The sequence below is a fragment of the Pseudomonas sp. A-RE-22 genome (genome assembly GCF_019956035.1).
GTDB lineage: Bacteria > Pseudomonadota > Gammaproteobacteria > Pseudomonadales > Pseudomonadaceae > Aquipseudomonas > Aquipseudomonas brassicacearum.
This window is the reverse complement of the sequence record NZ_JAHBCZ010000035.1, coordinates 1-14,358: the sequence shown is the minus strand read 5'-3', so window position 1 is coordinate 14,358 and position 14,358 is coordinate 1. Positions and strand designations below refer to the sequence as shown.

The following is a 14,358-nucleotide window of genomic DNA, read 5'->3' as shown; positions in this document are numbered from 1 at the left end:
AAGGTTAGAATGCGGCAAACCAGGAAGAGTCAATGACCGAACATCCCCTCTCGGAAGCCGAATACGACGCCATTACCGATGCCGCGGCCCATTGGTGCATGCGTTTGCATGCCGTCGATTGCACCGATGCCGAACGGCAGGCGTTCAAGCAATGGCACGATGCCGATCCCCTGCATGCTTTCGAATACGAAGCCATGCTGGAGATCTGGGCTGTTGCCGATCATCTGCCGCGCGTCGAGTCGGCGCCAGCCGCCCCAGCACGCCGCAGCCGGTCGCGCTGGAGTCGGTTGGCGGTCGCCGCTGCGGTGTTCGTAGTCGGCATGCCGCTGGCCGTTTACACCGGTTGGAACCTGGGCTGGGTTGCCAATTCCTACCAGCGCTTCGAAGCCGGCGCAAGCGTACGCCATGTCACCCTGGGTGACGGCAGCCAGGTCGAACTCAACCTGGGCAGTGAGCTGGTATTTGCCAACTACAAAAACGAACGCAGGGTGACGCTGAAAAAGGGTGAGGCGTTTTTTGACGTCAGCCACGACAAACAGCACCCGTTTGTCGTTCGGGCCGGCCAAGGCCAGGTGCGCGTGACCGGTACTCGCTTCAACGTATGGATGTACCAGGACCAGGTCCGGATCACGCTACTGGAGGGCTCGGTGAGGGTGACCAGCAACCAGGCGAACCCCCGTGACGGCCTGCCGCTTTCCCCGGGCATGCAGGCAAGCTACAAGGCCGGCGACCAGCAACCGCAAGTTCGTGAGACAGACCCCAACGACAGTTCGCTGGCGTGGCGCAACGGCAAGCTGGTGTTGGATAACCTCGCCCTGAGCGATGCACTGCCGCTGATCAACCGCTACCTCGACCGGCCCGTCATGCTGGCCGACAACAGCACCGGTGGCTTGCGTATCGGTGGTGTCTACAACATCAGCGAAGTGCAGAACCTGGTGCCTTCGCTGCCCAAAGTCCTGCCGGTCTATCTGACCCGGAACAAGGACGGCAACCCGGTCCTCAACTCCATCGGGCAACGACCGGCCACGAACTGAAAGCTTTTCTCTGTGGGAGCAAAGCTTGCTCGCGATAGCAGAGGGACAGTTTGCCTCGATGTTGAATGTGCCGCCGTCATCGCGAGCAGGCTCGCTCCCACAATTTGGATCAGTGCCAGCCTGCGATTTCCCGGCCAACACAAATCCCCTGTGGGAGCAAAGCTTGCTCGCGATAGCGGTGGGTCAGTCTGCCTTGATGTTGAATGTGCCGCCGTCATCGCGAGCAAGCTTTGCTCCCACAATTTTGATCGGTGCCAGCCTGCGATTTCCCGGCCAACACAAATCCCCTGTGGGAGCAAAGCTTGCTCGCGAAGGCGGTGGATCAGTCTACATCCAGTTTGAATGTGACCGCACACAAGCGGCTATTGCGTCGCCACCCTGCCCGTCTCATCACGCTCGCGGATAATCAGCGCCTGATAGTGCGGATCGGCCTTGATCTGCTGTTCAGTGAATGGCAGCACACTCCACTGCTTCTGCGAAAAGGCCTGGGTCTGGTCCGTCGAATACGGCGATGCCGGGTCGCTGGAGAGGGAGAATGCCAACAATCCCAGGGCCTGCGGACCTTTGCCGTCAAACGTCACCACTTGCAGATAGCTGGTCCCGCTGACCACTTCCCGCTTGCCGTTCGCCCCGGGCACACTCTGGATCGCGTTGTAGATGCCCAGCTCCCCGGGACCGCCGTGAATCGGTGTCTGGCGGCTGCCGCTGCTGGCCACCTGGACGGCTTGCCATTGGCTGTTCTTCGACAACCCGGCAGCCTTCACCGCCTCCACCGAAGCCAGCATGGCATCGCGCACGGCCTTGAGTACTGCCGGCCGCTCGACCGCCAGGCCACGCGGGGTGTGTTGCGGATCTCTGGGATCGAAGGCGACGCGCCATGAATCAGGCACCGCCTGCAACCGGTCCATGATGTGCTGGAAATGCACGAACCCCAGGCCGCTATTCAGGCCGGCCTTGCGATCCCAGGCCTTGAGGCTGGCACAAGCCTCGACCAATGCCGAAGCATCGGCCCCCAGGTCACCGGCGCACACGCCGAGCAGGTCCGGCATCACCTGGTCAGCCAGGTAAACCTGGTCGTCCATGACCATGCGCTGCAAATCCTCCACCTTCACCGGCCCGTCCTTGGCCAACTGGCCCATCCGGTCCAGCGCAAAACGCGCCCGCAGTCCCAGCGGCTGACCTTGCTGGCTGATCAACGGGGAGTAACCGGACAGCGGCTGCGCAGGGTTGACCATCCAGGCCGAATCGTTGGAGTTCTGCACATAATCACGGCGCAGCAACTGCGGAAGCCTGTCGGCGGCATAGGTGCCTTTTTGCACCGCTTTGGAATCGATGCCCCAGGCACACTCGCTGCGAGAGCCATCCAGCACGATCAGTCGCAACCCGGCCCGGGGATCGCTGCACCGGGCCAGTTTGTCGGCGTCGACGTTCGGCACCACCGACACGTTCATGTAAAGGCTTTGCCCCTGGTCGTCCACCGCCAGGGTATTGACCCAGGGAATGCCCTGGATCTTATGGACGGCGTCCTGCAGATCCTTGAGCGTGACCGCCTTGTTCATGGCGTACCACTGGGCCAGCACGCGATCGTTTTCCAGGTTCGCGTCCCGCAGGCTGTAGGCGAACCGGTTATCCCAGTCCAGCCGGCCAGGCCATTGCACGATCGGGCCGAACTGTGAGCCATAGACCACTCGGGAGACCGTCTGCACCTGGCCGTCAGGTTGCTTGACGTCTACCACGACCGTTTGCTGGCTCATCGGCACAGACTTGCCGTCGAGCAGATAGCGGGTCGGGTCCTTCGGATCGAGTTGCAGGCGGTACAGGGTGAAGTGTTTTGAGCTGTCGACGGTGTGGGTCCAGGCCAGGTGCTGGCTGAAACCGATGTTGATCATCGGCAGACCTGGCAGCGCCGCGCCCATGACGTCCAGCTTGCCGGGAATGGTCAGGTGCATCTGGTAGAAACGCATGCCGCCTACCCACGGAAAATGCGGGTTCGCCAGCAACATCCCACGGCCATTGAACGAGCGCTCGCTGCCGATGGCCAACGCATTGCTGCCGCGCTCCAGGGCAAAACGCTGCTGCCGGGTTGCGGCGGCCGCGAAACCGGTGACCGGGGTGCCCGCGAGTGCGGTCGCCTGGGGCGGTTGCGCGCCGGCCAGGGCCTCGGCGAACTGGCCGACGCCCCCTTCCACCAACAGCCGGCGGGTCAACTTGACCAGGTCCAGCGCCGTGATCGGCCGTACCCATTCGCTGGTACATTGTTCGGGCAGGCCTTTGGCCTTGCGTTCGACCAGCGCACGGTTGTAACCCGCCACGTAGCCTTCGACCAGTTGTTGCACCTGGGGCGTCTGGGCCTGCCAGAAACCGGAAACCGCTTGTGGCGTGTTGAGCCAACTGAAGAACAGATCGCTGACGCGGTTCTCCCGCTGCTCGAGCGTGACCTGCTCCGGCCCGAAATAGCGCGAGCGCTGGGCGTTGACCGTGACGATCTCATTGGCCAGCAGGCACAGGTTGTCCTGGGCGTAGGCGTAGCCGATGCCATAACCCAGCCCACGTTCATCCTGCGCCCGGATATGCGGTACGCCAAAACGGGTGCGACGGATCTCGGCACTGGCCTGCTGCCCATCGTCCTGCGCATTGACCACGGGGCTGAGCCCGAGGGCGATCCCCAGAAAAGCGCCTGCGAGGCCAACCCTCGATAACTGCCCGGACATTCTCACGTTCACTCCTGATGAAAACTTCAGAAACCAGGACGGCTACCGGTGCGACAGAAGACAAACACTCGGCCCGCCTGGGAAATCACATGCCGCGTGCTGAACCGGAATGTGCCTACCTTGAAAACGAACCGGATGAAAAAAAATTAATGGCTGGCGGCCTTTTGAAAGCGAGGGTTTGACGCAGCAAGGGCATTTTTTTCACATCACGGCCCTCATGATTGTGCGTCCTCGTTCGTCCTATTACAGGAGAGTATCCGTGACCTTTTCTGATCAGGCTGGTAAGGAGTTTTTGCATGCGTAACGCGCAACTGCCCATGGAGGGCAAGCCAAGGGCGACCGGCGTCTCGCTGAACGCCCCCCACCGTGTATTCGACAGGCCGGCGGAACGAGGCGGCAATGACCACATCAGGCGCTTGCTCAAGAGCTTCGGGCTCAGGACCAGCCTGATTCGTCTCAAAGTCATCGACGCGCTGCTCAAGGCCGCCCACGAAAACCGCAGCCTGGGCGTGCGCGGGGTGCACAGCCAGTTGTTGGGGCTGGACATTCCATTGTCCTTTCTCAGCGTGCGCGAGGTGTTGAAGCGCCTGTGCAGCGAGGGCGTCGTCACCCTCAATCCGGATAAAAGCTACTGCCTGCACCCCAGTGCGATGGCCGTGCTCCAGGCCGAGGATTGAAGCCGTCGCTCAGGACTTGACCTTGCGCCGCATCATGCCGTTGATCACCACCACGATGACCGCCACGGCAATGGCGATGTATTGAAACAGCTGCTCGCTGATCATGCCCTTGCCCTGCATCCACGACAGTCCAAGCATGATTGCCAGGACGACGAGGACGATCAGAATCGAGTATTTCAAACGTTGCGAATGAGTCATTTGCCAGCTTCCTGAAGTGATTCCCCTCTGCATCGCATTTGCATCTCGGCACTGCTTCACCTTTTTCGTTGCGCGATGCAAGCAGGACCCTATGGTACAGCCCTCGCGCATTTTCGCGCGACTGTAGTCGTAGGCATTGATGACCTGCTTTCATCGGGCACCGGATTATTAAGCAGCCGCCGTAAATACCTTCTGAAGGATTCATCCTACAAAAAAAGTTCCGTTTTCCCTCGCTCATACAGGGGAAGTCGCCTTACGACCGTGGACGTCACCAACGTAATCTCGAAAAAGAAGTGATTTCTTCTTTCCGAAAGCCAGCGTTGGAAACCCATGCAAAATCAGCCGATCATTTTTTCGTCCACTCGCCTGGCAGGCTTCTGCCTGGCAATCGCCGTCTTTGAACTCCTTACCTATATGGCCAGCGACCTGGTCATGCCCGCCATGCTCATGGTGACCCGGGATCTGGATGCATCCGCCGATCAAATTCCCTACGCATTCAACTTGTACCTGTTGGGCGGCATCCTGTTGCCATGGCTGATCGGCCCACTGTCGGATCGCCATGGACGGCGCCCATTCATGCTGGTCGGGTGCGCCGGATTCGTGCTGGCTTGCGCGGCGATCACCCAGGTCACCAGCATGCAAGGTTTCAATGGGCTGCGCTTGATCCAGGGGATGGGGTTGGGTTTTGTGATCGCGGTCAGCTATCCGGCCATTCAAGAGGTCTTTTGCGAGTCTACTGCGGTGAAAGTCATGGCGTTGTTGGGCAACCTGGCCCTTCTCTCGCCCCTTTTGGGACCGTTGGCTGGGGGGATGCTGCTGCAATGGCTGTCCTGGCGTGAGCTGTTCATGTTGCTGACCGGCCTCGGGATATTGAGCTGGCTAGCCTTGTGGTGGTTCATGCCGAGAAATAGCGACGCGGCTCGACTCCCCGATAACACTCCGACTACCCAACCACTCGACATGCGTTCGCTGGTCCGGCGATACGGCGCGCTACTGGGCCATGTGGGGTTCATGTCGGCCAGCGTCGCGCTAGGGTTGATGAGCCTGCCGCTGATTGCCTGGATCGGCCTGTCTCCGCTGCTGTTGATCCAGGGCCAGGGCCTTTCTCCATTGCTCTACGGTATCTGGCAGATTCCGGTTTTCTCGGCAGTCATCCTCGGCAATCTGCTGCTCAACGCCCTGGTGGAGCGAGTCGGCGTGCGTCGGGTGGTCGGCTACAGCCTGCTGCCCTTCTGTACCGGCCTGATCGCTTTGGTCGTTGCCAGTCAATTCGATCTATCGCTTGCCGTACTGGTCAGTGCCCTGTCGCTGTACGCGATCGGGCTCGGCATGGGCAACGCCGCGCTTTACCGACTGGCGCTGTTCACCAGCGACGACAGTAAAGGGCTGGTCTCGGCCATGGTCGGAATGATTTCGATCGCGGTGATGAGCGCGGCGAGCTCGCTGCTGGCGCTGCTGGGCGCCGGGGCGAGCCTGGAATCCTTCGCGTTGATGGTCGGCATCGCCGGCCTCGGTTGCTTGATTGCATTGCGCCTGTTTTCGGCACAACCCGCCGCTCACGTCTGAATTTGCCTGCCCTGAGGACTACCTGATGACTCACTTTCCCCATGCCGATGCGCTGTGCGCATTGCCCCAGCCCTATGGCTACGATTCGGTGCCGCCGGGACTGTTCGATAAAGCCATGGCTGAAATCAGCCGGTTTCATTGTCAGCACACGCCCGGTTATGAACATTGGCTCAACGCCAACGGGTTATGCGTCAATGACTTGGAGCATCTGACTGACTGGGCGCGACTGCCGCCCATCTACGCCAGCTATTTCAAGCAAAGATTGCTGCTCAGCCCTACCGCTGAAAACGCACTCGAACTCACCTCCTCCGGCACCAGCGGCCAGAAAAGTCGTATGCGCTATGACGAGCGCAGCATGATGGCGGCCCAAGGCATGGTGGCGAAAATCTTCGAACACTACGGCTGGTCCACGCCTGATTCGCCCTGCAATTATCTTCTCTTCAGCCACGAGCCCGAAGCGGCCAACCAACTCGGCACGGCATACACCGATCAATTCCTGTGTCGCTTCGCGCCGGCCAATCGCGTTGCCTACGCCTTGCGTCGCACCGGAAAAGGTCATGAATTCGATGTGTTCGGCGTGATCAGCGCCCTGCAATCCTTCGCCGAAGAAGGCCTGCCGGTGCGGATCTTCGGTTTTCCGGCATTGTTATGGCACGTACTTGAACGCATGCAGCAAACCGCTGTACAGGACCTGAAGCTTGCCCAAGGATCACTCGTCTTCCTGGGGGGCGGTTGGAAGAAGCAGGCTGCCCAGGAAATCCCTCGCCATCAGGTCTACGCACGCATCACCCGGCAGTTGGGCATCGAGGCCCATCGGTGCCGCGACGGCTACGGCGCGGTCGAGCACGCGGTGCCTTACATCGAATGTGAACAGCATCGGTTCCACGTACCGGTCTACTCGAAAATCTTCGTGCGCCACCCCAAGGACTTCAGTGTCCAGCCGCTGGGCGAGCCAGGGTTGCTGTCGTTCGTCTCGCCCTACATCTCATCCAGTCCGGCGCACGCCGTGGTGATGAGCGACCTGGCGACGCTGCATCCGGCCGATTGCGAGTGCGGCCTGCCAACCGAGTGGTTCGAATTGCACGGGCGCGCCGGCACCAGTGCCAGCCGAAGCTGCGCCATGGCCGCCGCCGAATTGATCAAGGAAAACTGATATGTATCTCATCAACGGTCAACTGAGCGCCGAATTGACGCTCGATGCAGCACTTGAACGCCTGCAGGCGCAACTGCCCGCCCTCCTGGACTGCCCGCCGCGCATCGAAGAGGTGCTCGATTGCGCAGACGCGTTCGTACAAATGCTGCAGATGTCCGACCAAAACCCAATGCTCGACGAGGAACAGCGTCAGGCGCTGATTGCCTTCTGTGGCCGCACCCACCTGGGCCTCAAGCTTGAGCGGGAACTGGGTTCGGCCCCACGCTCGTTGCGGCGGATCGATTACGGCGATGGCCCGTTCGAAAGTTGGCAGCCCCTGGGGCTTGTGGTGCATGTGACGCCGGGCAACTCACCCTTGTTGGGATTCTGCGCGGCGCTTGAAGGCCTGTTGGCGGGTAACGTGAACTGGCTGCGCCCCAGTACTCGTGACGGCGACCTCACGGCGCGGCTGCTGGCTGCGTTCCTGGGGTGCGACTCAAGTGGCCGGTTGCGCGACTACTTGGCTGTATTGCCCGTGCCCTCCCACGAAACCGGTCGCCTTTTCGCTCTGGCACAGGGCATGAGCGCCTGGGGCGGCGAAACAGCCCTGACAGCGTTACGCGAACAGGTTCCAAGTGGCTGTCGCTGGATTGATTGGGGACATCGCATCAGCTTCGCCTATATCACGCCTCTTGCGGCAAGCGCGCAGGCGCTGGACAACCTGGTGGACGAAATCTGCCGCCTCGATCAGCAGGCATGCTCCAGCCCGCAATGGCTGCTGGTGGACAACGACGAGCCTGCCCGGATACAAGCATTGGGCGACGCTCTGGCCGCCGCTTTCGAACGGCGCGCCGGACACTGGCCCGCCCTGGAAACCACCGCGGCCGAAGCATGTGAAATCACCACCCGAACGGCACTGGCCCGCCTGGATTACAGTTTCGCAGGTCAACCCGGTCAGGTCTGGGCAGGTAACGGCTGGCGCATCCTCTGGGAACATCACCGCGAACTCCAACCTTCACCACTGTTTCGCACGCTGTTGCTACGGCCAGTGCCTGAAGGAATGCTCGCTGAAACTTTACTGCCATGGCGCAATGTGCTGCAGAGCTGTGCCCTCATCTGCGAACCGGAACGAGTACCCGCACTGGCGCGCCGCCTGATAACCGCCGGCGTAACTCGCGTGACCTCCACCGCGCAGATCCAGCAGGGCTATGACGGTGAGCCCCACGATGGCGTCTATGCGTTACAACGATTGAGTCGCCGGGTATCGGTCGGCCTCGAAGCGGAAGTTGCCAGTCACCGCGTGACGCTGGATGCTTCCCCTGGCGCGTTATCGCTTTGCCCCTCGACGCCGATCCTGGACAAGACCGCGTTCATGGCCTTGCCTGCGGCCCCTCAAGCGCAACTGTTCTTCCGCTCCGGCGGCAGCAGCGGCGCCCCCGTGCTGTCCCCCTACAGTTACCGGGATTTCGAACACCACATGCGCGCCGCCGCCGACGGACTGCGCGCGGCGGGCCTGGACCCTGCGCAGGATCGGGTCATCAATCTTTTTTATGGCGGCAGCCTGTACGGCGGATTCCTCAGTTTCACGAAAATCCTGGAACAGATGAAGGTCGTGCATTACCCCATGAGCGCACCATCGGATGACACCTTCGACGAGATTGCGAAGCTGATTGTCGCTCAGCGAATCAACACGGTGGTCGGCATGCCGAGTACCTTGCATCGCCTGTTCTCCAGCCAGCAGCCGGTGCTGCAAGCGTACGGCGGCGTCCGCAAAGTCATGCTGGGTGGCGAGCACCTTGGGCAAGACAGCCACAGGTTATTGCAGCAGTGTGGCGTCGCACGCATTTGCTCAGCCATCTACGGCACCGTCGACGCAGGCCCCCTCGGTCATGCCTGCATCGCCAGCGACAATGGCGTGTTCCACCTCATGGACGGCATTCAGTCCTTGGAAATCGTCCATCTTGAACAGGATAAGCCGGTCGCTCCCGGGGAAACCGGACGCATGCTGTTCACCTCTCGCATACGCCAGGCGCGCCCCCTCCTGCGATATGAAGTCGGCGATCTGGGACGCTGGTTACCCGGCCCCTGCGCTTGTGGCCTGGAGTCGCCGAGATTCGAGTTACGCGAGCGCCACGGTCGCCTGGTACGCATCGCCACGGAGCTCATCAACACCCAGGAACTGGCCGAACGGGCGCAAGCCGCCATTCAAATCGTGCTCGACCATGGGAGTGGCGGCTGTGAACGCTTGCTGATTCGCACCGATGGCGACGCCGAAACGGTTCGACGCCAAGTGCTGGAGCTAGCACCGCTGCGCCTATCCGTCGATGCCACGCTGCTGGTCCTGGAAGTCCATTGCTGTCCGGTGGAGCACTTCGAACGTAATAAACACAGCGGCAAAGTCCCGCTGGTGATTGACCGTCGAATCCTGGCCAGTTGATCTCGCCCATTTTCGATAAGCAAACCTTCAAGCCTTGAGAAAATCCTGATGAGCGCTTCATTAGCCTATGAGCAATGGTTCAACCATATCCGCACGCACTCAGCGTTCTATAACACTCAGCTAAGCCACTTGCCCGTCCAGGGATGCGACTTCGGACAATGGCCGATTGTCGATGTAAATGAATACTGGAAAGGCAGCCATGACCTGGATACCTGGCGAGTACTGACCGATAAAGTCAGGGATGCGCTGGTTTTCAAAACCGGCGGCACGACCAGCCAAGGCAAAATGTCGGTGTATACCCACGCTGAATGGCAGATGATGCTCGACTGCTTCGGTCGCGGCCTGTCAGCCCAACTGGTTGCAGGGGATCGAATCGCCAATCTGTTTTTTTCCGGCGACCTGTACGCCAGTTTCCTGTTTATTCACGGCGCCCTTTGCAGCTTGAATGTACCTATCACCGAGTTCCCCTTCACCGGGTCGGTAAAACTTGATCCCTTGGCCGAGGCCATCGCCGACCACCGCATCAATGTGCTGGTCGGCGTGCCTGCCCACTTGTTGGCATTCGCCAGCCATGTCAATGGACAGGGGCGAACGCAGCCACAGATCACCACCGTCCTGTTCGGCGGCGAGAACCTGTTCGAAAGCCAGATGCCGACCTTGAAGCGGGCATTTCCGCGGGCACGCTTTGCGTCGATCGGATACGCCAGCGTGGATGCCGGCCTGGTTGGCGCCAGCACAACCGATTGCGACTTGGGCGAGCATCGCGTGTTCGACGAACAGACACGGGTGGAGATTATCGACGACCTGAGCGGTGAGGTCATCGATGCCTGCGGTCAAACCGGAAACCTGGTGGTGACCAATTTCACCCGGACCCTGATGCCCATCGTCAGGTACCCGGTGGGAGACCGGGCCAGTTGGTGCGAACCTGTCGGTACGCCACAGCGCAAGTTCGCCCTCCAAGGGCGCAGCGCACAAAGCCGTCGAGTACGGGTTGGCGTGTTATCGCTATTCCCCGAAGAAATCAGCGGCATCGTCCGGCGCGTGGGCGGCAATCTTCAATGGCAGCTGATTATCGAGCACGTCCAGGATAATGATCGCCTGCTACTCAAGTGGCTGCCCGATGCACAGGCTGACGCTGACCAAACACACTCGCGAGCGCTGAAGGACGCCTTGATCGAGCAATACCCAGGCATCGATAAACTCGACCTGAGTGTCCAGGCTTGTGCTGCGCAGGACCTGGAACGTCATCCCCGCTCCGGCAAGCATCTGTCGATCATTGATCGTCGGGTCTACGGTGCGCTGCCAGCAAGGAGCATCGGATGAGCCACGTGGTCATCAGGCCGTTCAGGCCCTCGGACAGTGCCGGCACCTGCGAGCTGTTCCGCCGAGTCTATGGCGATCACTACGTCTCGCCGGACGTCTACATGCCGCAGATGATCTGCCAGCATAATCTGCAGGGGCGGTGGCACTCGTTGGTCGCCATGATCGACGACCGCGTGGTCGGTCATGCTGCGCTGTGCCGCCAACTGTTGGCGCCCCAAGATGCCGAGCTGGCGCTGGTGGCGGTGGATCCCGACTCGCAGGGCGGACAGATTGCCACGCAGCTGGGGCAGCAACTCCTGGACCGTTGTCAGGCGCTCGGGATTGCCAGGCTGTCGATCAAACAGGTTACGAGCCATCCCTACAGCCAACGACTGTCCCAACGGCTTGGTTTTCATGATGTCGGCCTGCTGCCCGACTTCGTGCCCTCGCCGTTTGCCACGGACCAGGCCGAAACCATCGTGATCGGCTGTCAGGCCATCGGCGGGGACTTTCGACCGTTGCCGCGTGTCCAGTGGCCCGCACCCTGCCAATGGCTAATGACTCCACTGGCTTCGCAGTTCGGGACCCTCCACGACGACACGCCACCGGGGATTCAACCGTTACGGATAAATCATTTGCCCGGACGAGTCGACATCTTTGCCGAACGCATGGATGTCGGCCTCGTCGGGCAGTTGCGACAGCTGCCGGCCCATTGGCCGCTTTCAATCCGACTCGGACTCGGTCGGCACTTTTGCACTGACTACCACCTGCTGCGCTCCGCTGGCTTCTTCTTCACAGGAATAATGCCCTGCGACACTGCGCAAGGTTGGCAGGCGTTGTTCCACCGTGTGTCACAGCCGCGCAAGCTCAATCTGGAGTCCGCCTCCATGCAACGTCTCCACGATGAATGGCAGGTCCACGCCCAAGCCTCGAAAGACGCGCAAGCCAGCTCGGCCGTCTGACGCGACGTCCCCCCGCTTCGCTCAAGCTATCGGCATGGACGCCGATACAACTTGGTACGCCCATCCCAACTGTTTCTGAACGTCGCCCTCGCGCAAGGAACACACCAACATGCCATCACTGCGCACCATTCAGGCCCGCTACACGCTGTTCCTGGTTCTGTTCATCCTGGTGTTATCTATCCTGACCGTTGTCGGCATCAGCTACTTGGTCGCACCGAAATTGCGTCACACCGAGGAGCAAGTGGCGCTGAACCGCATTGCCGAGGTCGCCGAGCAGATCCAGGGCGAACTGAACAAAGTCCAGGCCCAGCAACGCAGCATCACCCAGACCATCCCGCTGCTCGACAGCGATGCCATCGACAAAGTGTTGCCGGGGCTGGTGGATCAGTATGGCGAGCTGAAAGTCTTCGGCGGCGGGATCTGGCCGTTGCCCAACCAGCGGGCCGAGGGGCGCAACAAATTCAGCACGTTCTGGCACCGCGACGCGTCCGGCAAGCTGGCGGTCAATACCTTCTGGAACAGTGACGCCGCGCCCAACTATTACGAACAACCCTGGCACAAAGGCGGCATGGCCACCCCTCCTGGCAAATGTGCCTGGGCCGCGGCCTATAAAGATGACGCCAGCGCCGAACCACGCACCAACTGCGCCATGGCCATCCAGAAAAACGGCGTGCCTTACGGTGTTTCCACCATTGACGTGACCCTGGGCTTCTTCAATGACCTGGTAGCGCGCAAGGAAGCCGACCTGGGCGCCGAGATGCTGATCGTCGAGGGCGACGGCAAAATCATCAGCAACAGTTCGCGCATCAGTGGGCCGATCGTACTGAAGAACATCAGCGAACTGGCGACCACCTCGCCATTCGCCACCCAGGTCAAGGCGGGCCTGGCCAAGCGCGACCAGCCCCTGCAACGGGTCGAGTTCGACAACAAGGGCGAGGCCAGCACGTTCTTCATGCGCCCTATCGAAGGTTCGCCGTGGTTCCTGGCGACCGCCTTGCCAACCCGCCTGATCACGGCCCAGCGCGACGATGTACTGAACACGCTTAGCCTGCTGCAGATCCCGATGGTGATCCTGCTGGTGTTGATACAGCTTTACGCTATCCGTCAGTTGACCCACCGCATGAAGGTCCTCAAAGGCAACATCGACGCCTTGTCCACTGGCGATGCCGACCTGACCCGACGCATCACCATCCGGGCCGAGGACGAGCTGGGAGCGATCGGCCATTCGGTCAACCGCTTCATCGCTTACCTGCAAAGCATGATCGGCGAAGTCACCCAGGCCACGGGCGCCATGGCGTCGAGCCTGGGCGATCTGCAGCGGACCTCGGCCCACACCAGCGAAATCCTGATGCGCCACGCCTCGGAAACCGACCAGACCGTGACTGCCATTACCCAGATGAGCTCCACGGCTGAAAGCGTCGCGCAAAACGCGGCCGAGACCGCGGCGTTCACCCAACGCGCCAATGAGCATGCCGATCGCTCCCGCGTGGTGGTTGGTGAGGCGTCCAACAGTGTGGTGGCTCTGATCGATGAAGTGGCCAGCGCCACCCGCAAGGTCGAAAGCATGCAACAGGATGCCCAGCGCATCACCGAGATCCTCGGCGTCATCGGCGCCATCGCCGGGCAGACCAATCTGCTGGCCCTCAACGCGGCCATTGAAGCCGCCCGGGCCGGTGAGCAAGGCCGTGGTTTTGCCGTGGTGGCCGACGAAGTACGCGCCCTCGCTGCCCGCACCCAGGCCAGCACATCGGAAATCAACGAAATGCTGGCCCGCCTGACCCAAGGCGTGAGTTCGTCGGTCGCAGCCATGGAAAATACCCAGGCCAGTTGCCAGTCAGCCGCCGATGCCACCTCTCGAGTCAACTCGGGCCTGGACGAAATGGCCGGCTCCGTCAGTCAGATCAACAGCCTGAGCACCCAGATCGCCACCGCCGCCGAGCAACAGAGCGCGGTGACCGAGGAGATCAATCGCAGCATGGTGCAAATCCGTCACATGGTGGAGGAGTTGGTGGAGGGCGGCCTGGCCAGCGAGGCCAATACCCGGCAACTGCTGGAGGCCAACACGCGTGTGAATGCGATCATGGGGCGGTTCAAGGTGCGCTGAGGCGTCTCCATTCTCCTGTGGGAGCGGGCTTGCTCGCGATGGCGGCCTGACAGCCGGCCTGGCTCTTGCGGTCGTACCCCCATCAGACCTGTTTGAGCAGGACCTGTGGGAGCAAAGCTTGCTCGCGATGGCGGTGGGTCAGCCTCCATGGGTGTCGAATGGGCTGATGCCTTCGCGAGCAAGCTCGCGCCCACAGGACTTTATTCACCCCTGCAACCTGACAATTCTGTAATCC

General features: G+C 61.1%; 11 protein-coding genes. 9 read left to right on the top strand and 2 right to left on the bottom strand.

Annotation, left to right across the window (positions count from 1 at the left end; genetic code table 11):
- Positions 1-32: 32 nt before the first annotated feature.
- Positions 33-1,034 (top strand): FecR family protein, encoded by a 1,002-nt coding sequence (locus KGA89_RS18405; RefSeq protein WP_223472225.1) that lies wholly within the window; start codon positions 33-35, stop codon positions 1,032-1,034.
- A 362-nt stretch (positions 1,035-1,396) separates the two neighbouring features.
- Here the strand turns inward: KGA89_RS18405 and KGA89_RS18400 are convergent, their stop codons facing one another.
- Entirely contained in the window at positions 1,397-3,745 is a 2,349-nt protein-coding gene (locus KGA89_RS18400; RefSeq protein ID WP_223472224.1) for an acylase, read from the bottom strand.
- Positions 3,746-3,762: 17 nt separating this feature from the next.
- Between KGA89_RS18400 and KGA89_RS18395 the strand changes: the two genes are divergently transcribed.
- Complete coding sequence (locus tag KGA89_RS18395) at positions 3,763-3,927, top strand: hypothetical protein (RefSeq protein WP_155252611.1); 165 nt, start codon at positions 3,763-3,765, stop codon at positions 3,925-3,927.
- Between the two features lie 114 nt (positions 3,928-4,041).
- Positions 4,042-4,422 (top strand): hypothetical protein, encoded by a 381-nt coding sequence (locus KGA89_RS18390; RefSeq protein WP_003202132.1) that lies wholly within the window; start codon positions 4,042-4,044, stop codon positions 4,420-4,422.
- 9 nt (positions 4,423-4,431) lie between these two features.
- On the opposite strand, the gene KGA89_RS18385 is transcribed toward KGA89_RS18390, so the two are convergent.
- Positions 4,432-4,620, bottom strand: a complete 189-nt coding sequence (locus tag KGA89_RS18385) for a hypothetical protein (protein WP_223472223.1) — start codon at positions 4,618-4,620, stop codon at positions 4,432-4,434.
- A gap of 330 nt (positions 4,621-4,950) precedes the next feature.
- Between KGA89_RS18385 and KGA89_RS18380 the strand changes: the two genes are divergently transcribed.
- From KGA89_RS18380 to KGA89_RS18355, 6 genes are all read left to right on the top strand, one after another.
- A complete protein-coding gene (locus KGA89_RS18380) occupies positions 4,951-6,186 on the top strand; it encodes an MFS transporter (protein WP_013693429.1) in 1,236 nt (411 codons plus the stop codon).
- A 25-nt stretch (positions 6,187-6,211) separates the two neighbouring features.
- The gene (locus KGA89_RS18375; RefSeq protein ID WP_043042917.1) at positions 6,212-7,339 is read left to right on the top strand and encodes an acyl-protein synthase; all 1,128 of its coding nucleotides are present in this window, start codon (positions 6,212-6,214) and stop codon (positions 7,337-7,339) included.
- Position 7,340: 1 nt separating this feature from the next.
- Positions 7,341-9,755, top strand: coding sequence for an acyl-CoA reductase (locus tag KGA89_RS18370; protein ID WP_223472222.1), 2,415 nt, complete (start codon positions 7,341-7,343; stop codon positions 9,753-9,755).
- A 48-nt stretch (positions 9,756-9,803) separates the two neighbouring features.
- Positions 9,804-11,078 (top strand): phenylacetate--CoA ligase family protein, encoded by a 1,275-nt coding sequence (locus KGA89_RS18365; protein ID WP_223472221.1) that lies wholly within the window; start codon positions 9,804-9,806, stop codon positions 11,076-11,078.
- Positions 11,075-12,019 (top strand): GNAT family N-acetyltransferase, encoded by a 945-nt coding sequence (locus KGA89_RS18360; protein ID WP_223472220.1) that lies wholly within the window; start codon positions 11,075-11,077, stop codon positions 12,017-12,019. Before KGA89_RS18365 ends, KGA89_RS18360 begins: the two co-directional genes overlap by 4 nt.
- 109 nt (positions 12,020-12,128) lie before the next feature.
- On the top strand, positions 12,129-14,123 hold the full coding sequence (locus tag KGA89_RS18355; RefSeq protein ID WP_013693434.1) for a methyl-accepting chemotaxis protein: 1,995 nt from the start codon (positions 12,129-12,131) through the stop codon (positions 14,121-14,123).
- Positions 14,124-14,358: the final 235 nt, after the last annotated feature.

What these genes read in the sequence shown, in the direction of transcription:
- KGA89_RS18405 (WP_223472225.1), top strand. Translation starts at nt 33, where the DNA reads ATGACCGAACATCCCCTCTCGGAAGCCGAATACGACGCCATTACCGAT.
- KGA89_RS18400 (WP_223472224.1), bottom strand. Translation starts at nt 3,745, where the DNA reads ATGTCCGGGCAGTTATCGAGGGTTGGCCTCGCAGGCGCTTTTCTGGGG.
- KGA89_RS18395 (WP_155252611.1), top strand. Translation starts at nt 3,763, where the DNA reads ATGAAAACTTCAGAAACCAGGACGGCTACCGGTGCGACAGAAGACAAA.
- KGA89_RS18390 (WP_003202132.1), top strand. Translation starts at nt 4,042, where the DNA reads ATGCGTAACGCGCAACTGCCCATGGAGGGCAAGCCAAGGGCGACCGGC.
- KGA89_RS18385 (WP_223472223.1), bottom strand. Translation starts at nt 4,620, where the DNA reads ATGACTCATTCGCAACGTTTGAAATACTCGATTCTGATCGTCCTCGTC.
- KGA89_RS18380 (WP_013693429.1), top strand. Translation starts at nt 4,951, where the DNA reads ATGCAAAATCAGCCGATCATTTTTTCGTCCACTCGCCTGGCAGGCTTC.
- KGA89_RS18375 (WP_043042917.1), top strand. Translation starts at nt 6,212, where the DNA reads ATGACTCACTTTCCCCATGCCGATGCGCTGTGCGCATTGCCCCAGCCC.
- KGA89_RS18370 (WP_223472222.1), top strand. Translation starts at nt 7,341, where the DNA reads ATGTATCTCATCAACGGTCAACTGAGCGCCGAATTGACGCTCGATGCA.
- KGA89_RS18365 (WP_223472221.1), top strand. Translation starts at nt 9,804, where the DNA reads ATGAGCGCTTCATTAGCCTATGAGCAATGGTTCAACCATATCCGCACG.
- KGA89_RS18360 (WP_223472220.1), top strand. Translation starts at nt 11,075, where the DNA reads ATGAGCCACGTGGTCATCAGGCCGTTCAGGCCCTCGGACAGTGCCGGC.
- KGA89_RS18355 (WP_013693434.1), top strand. Translation starts at nt 12,129, where the DNA reads ATGCCATCACTGCGCACCATTCAGGCCCGCTACACGCTGTTCCTGGTT.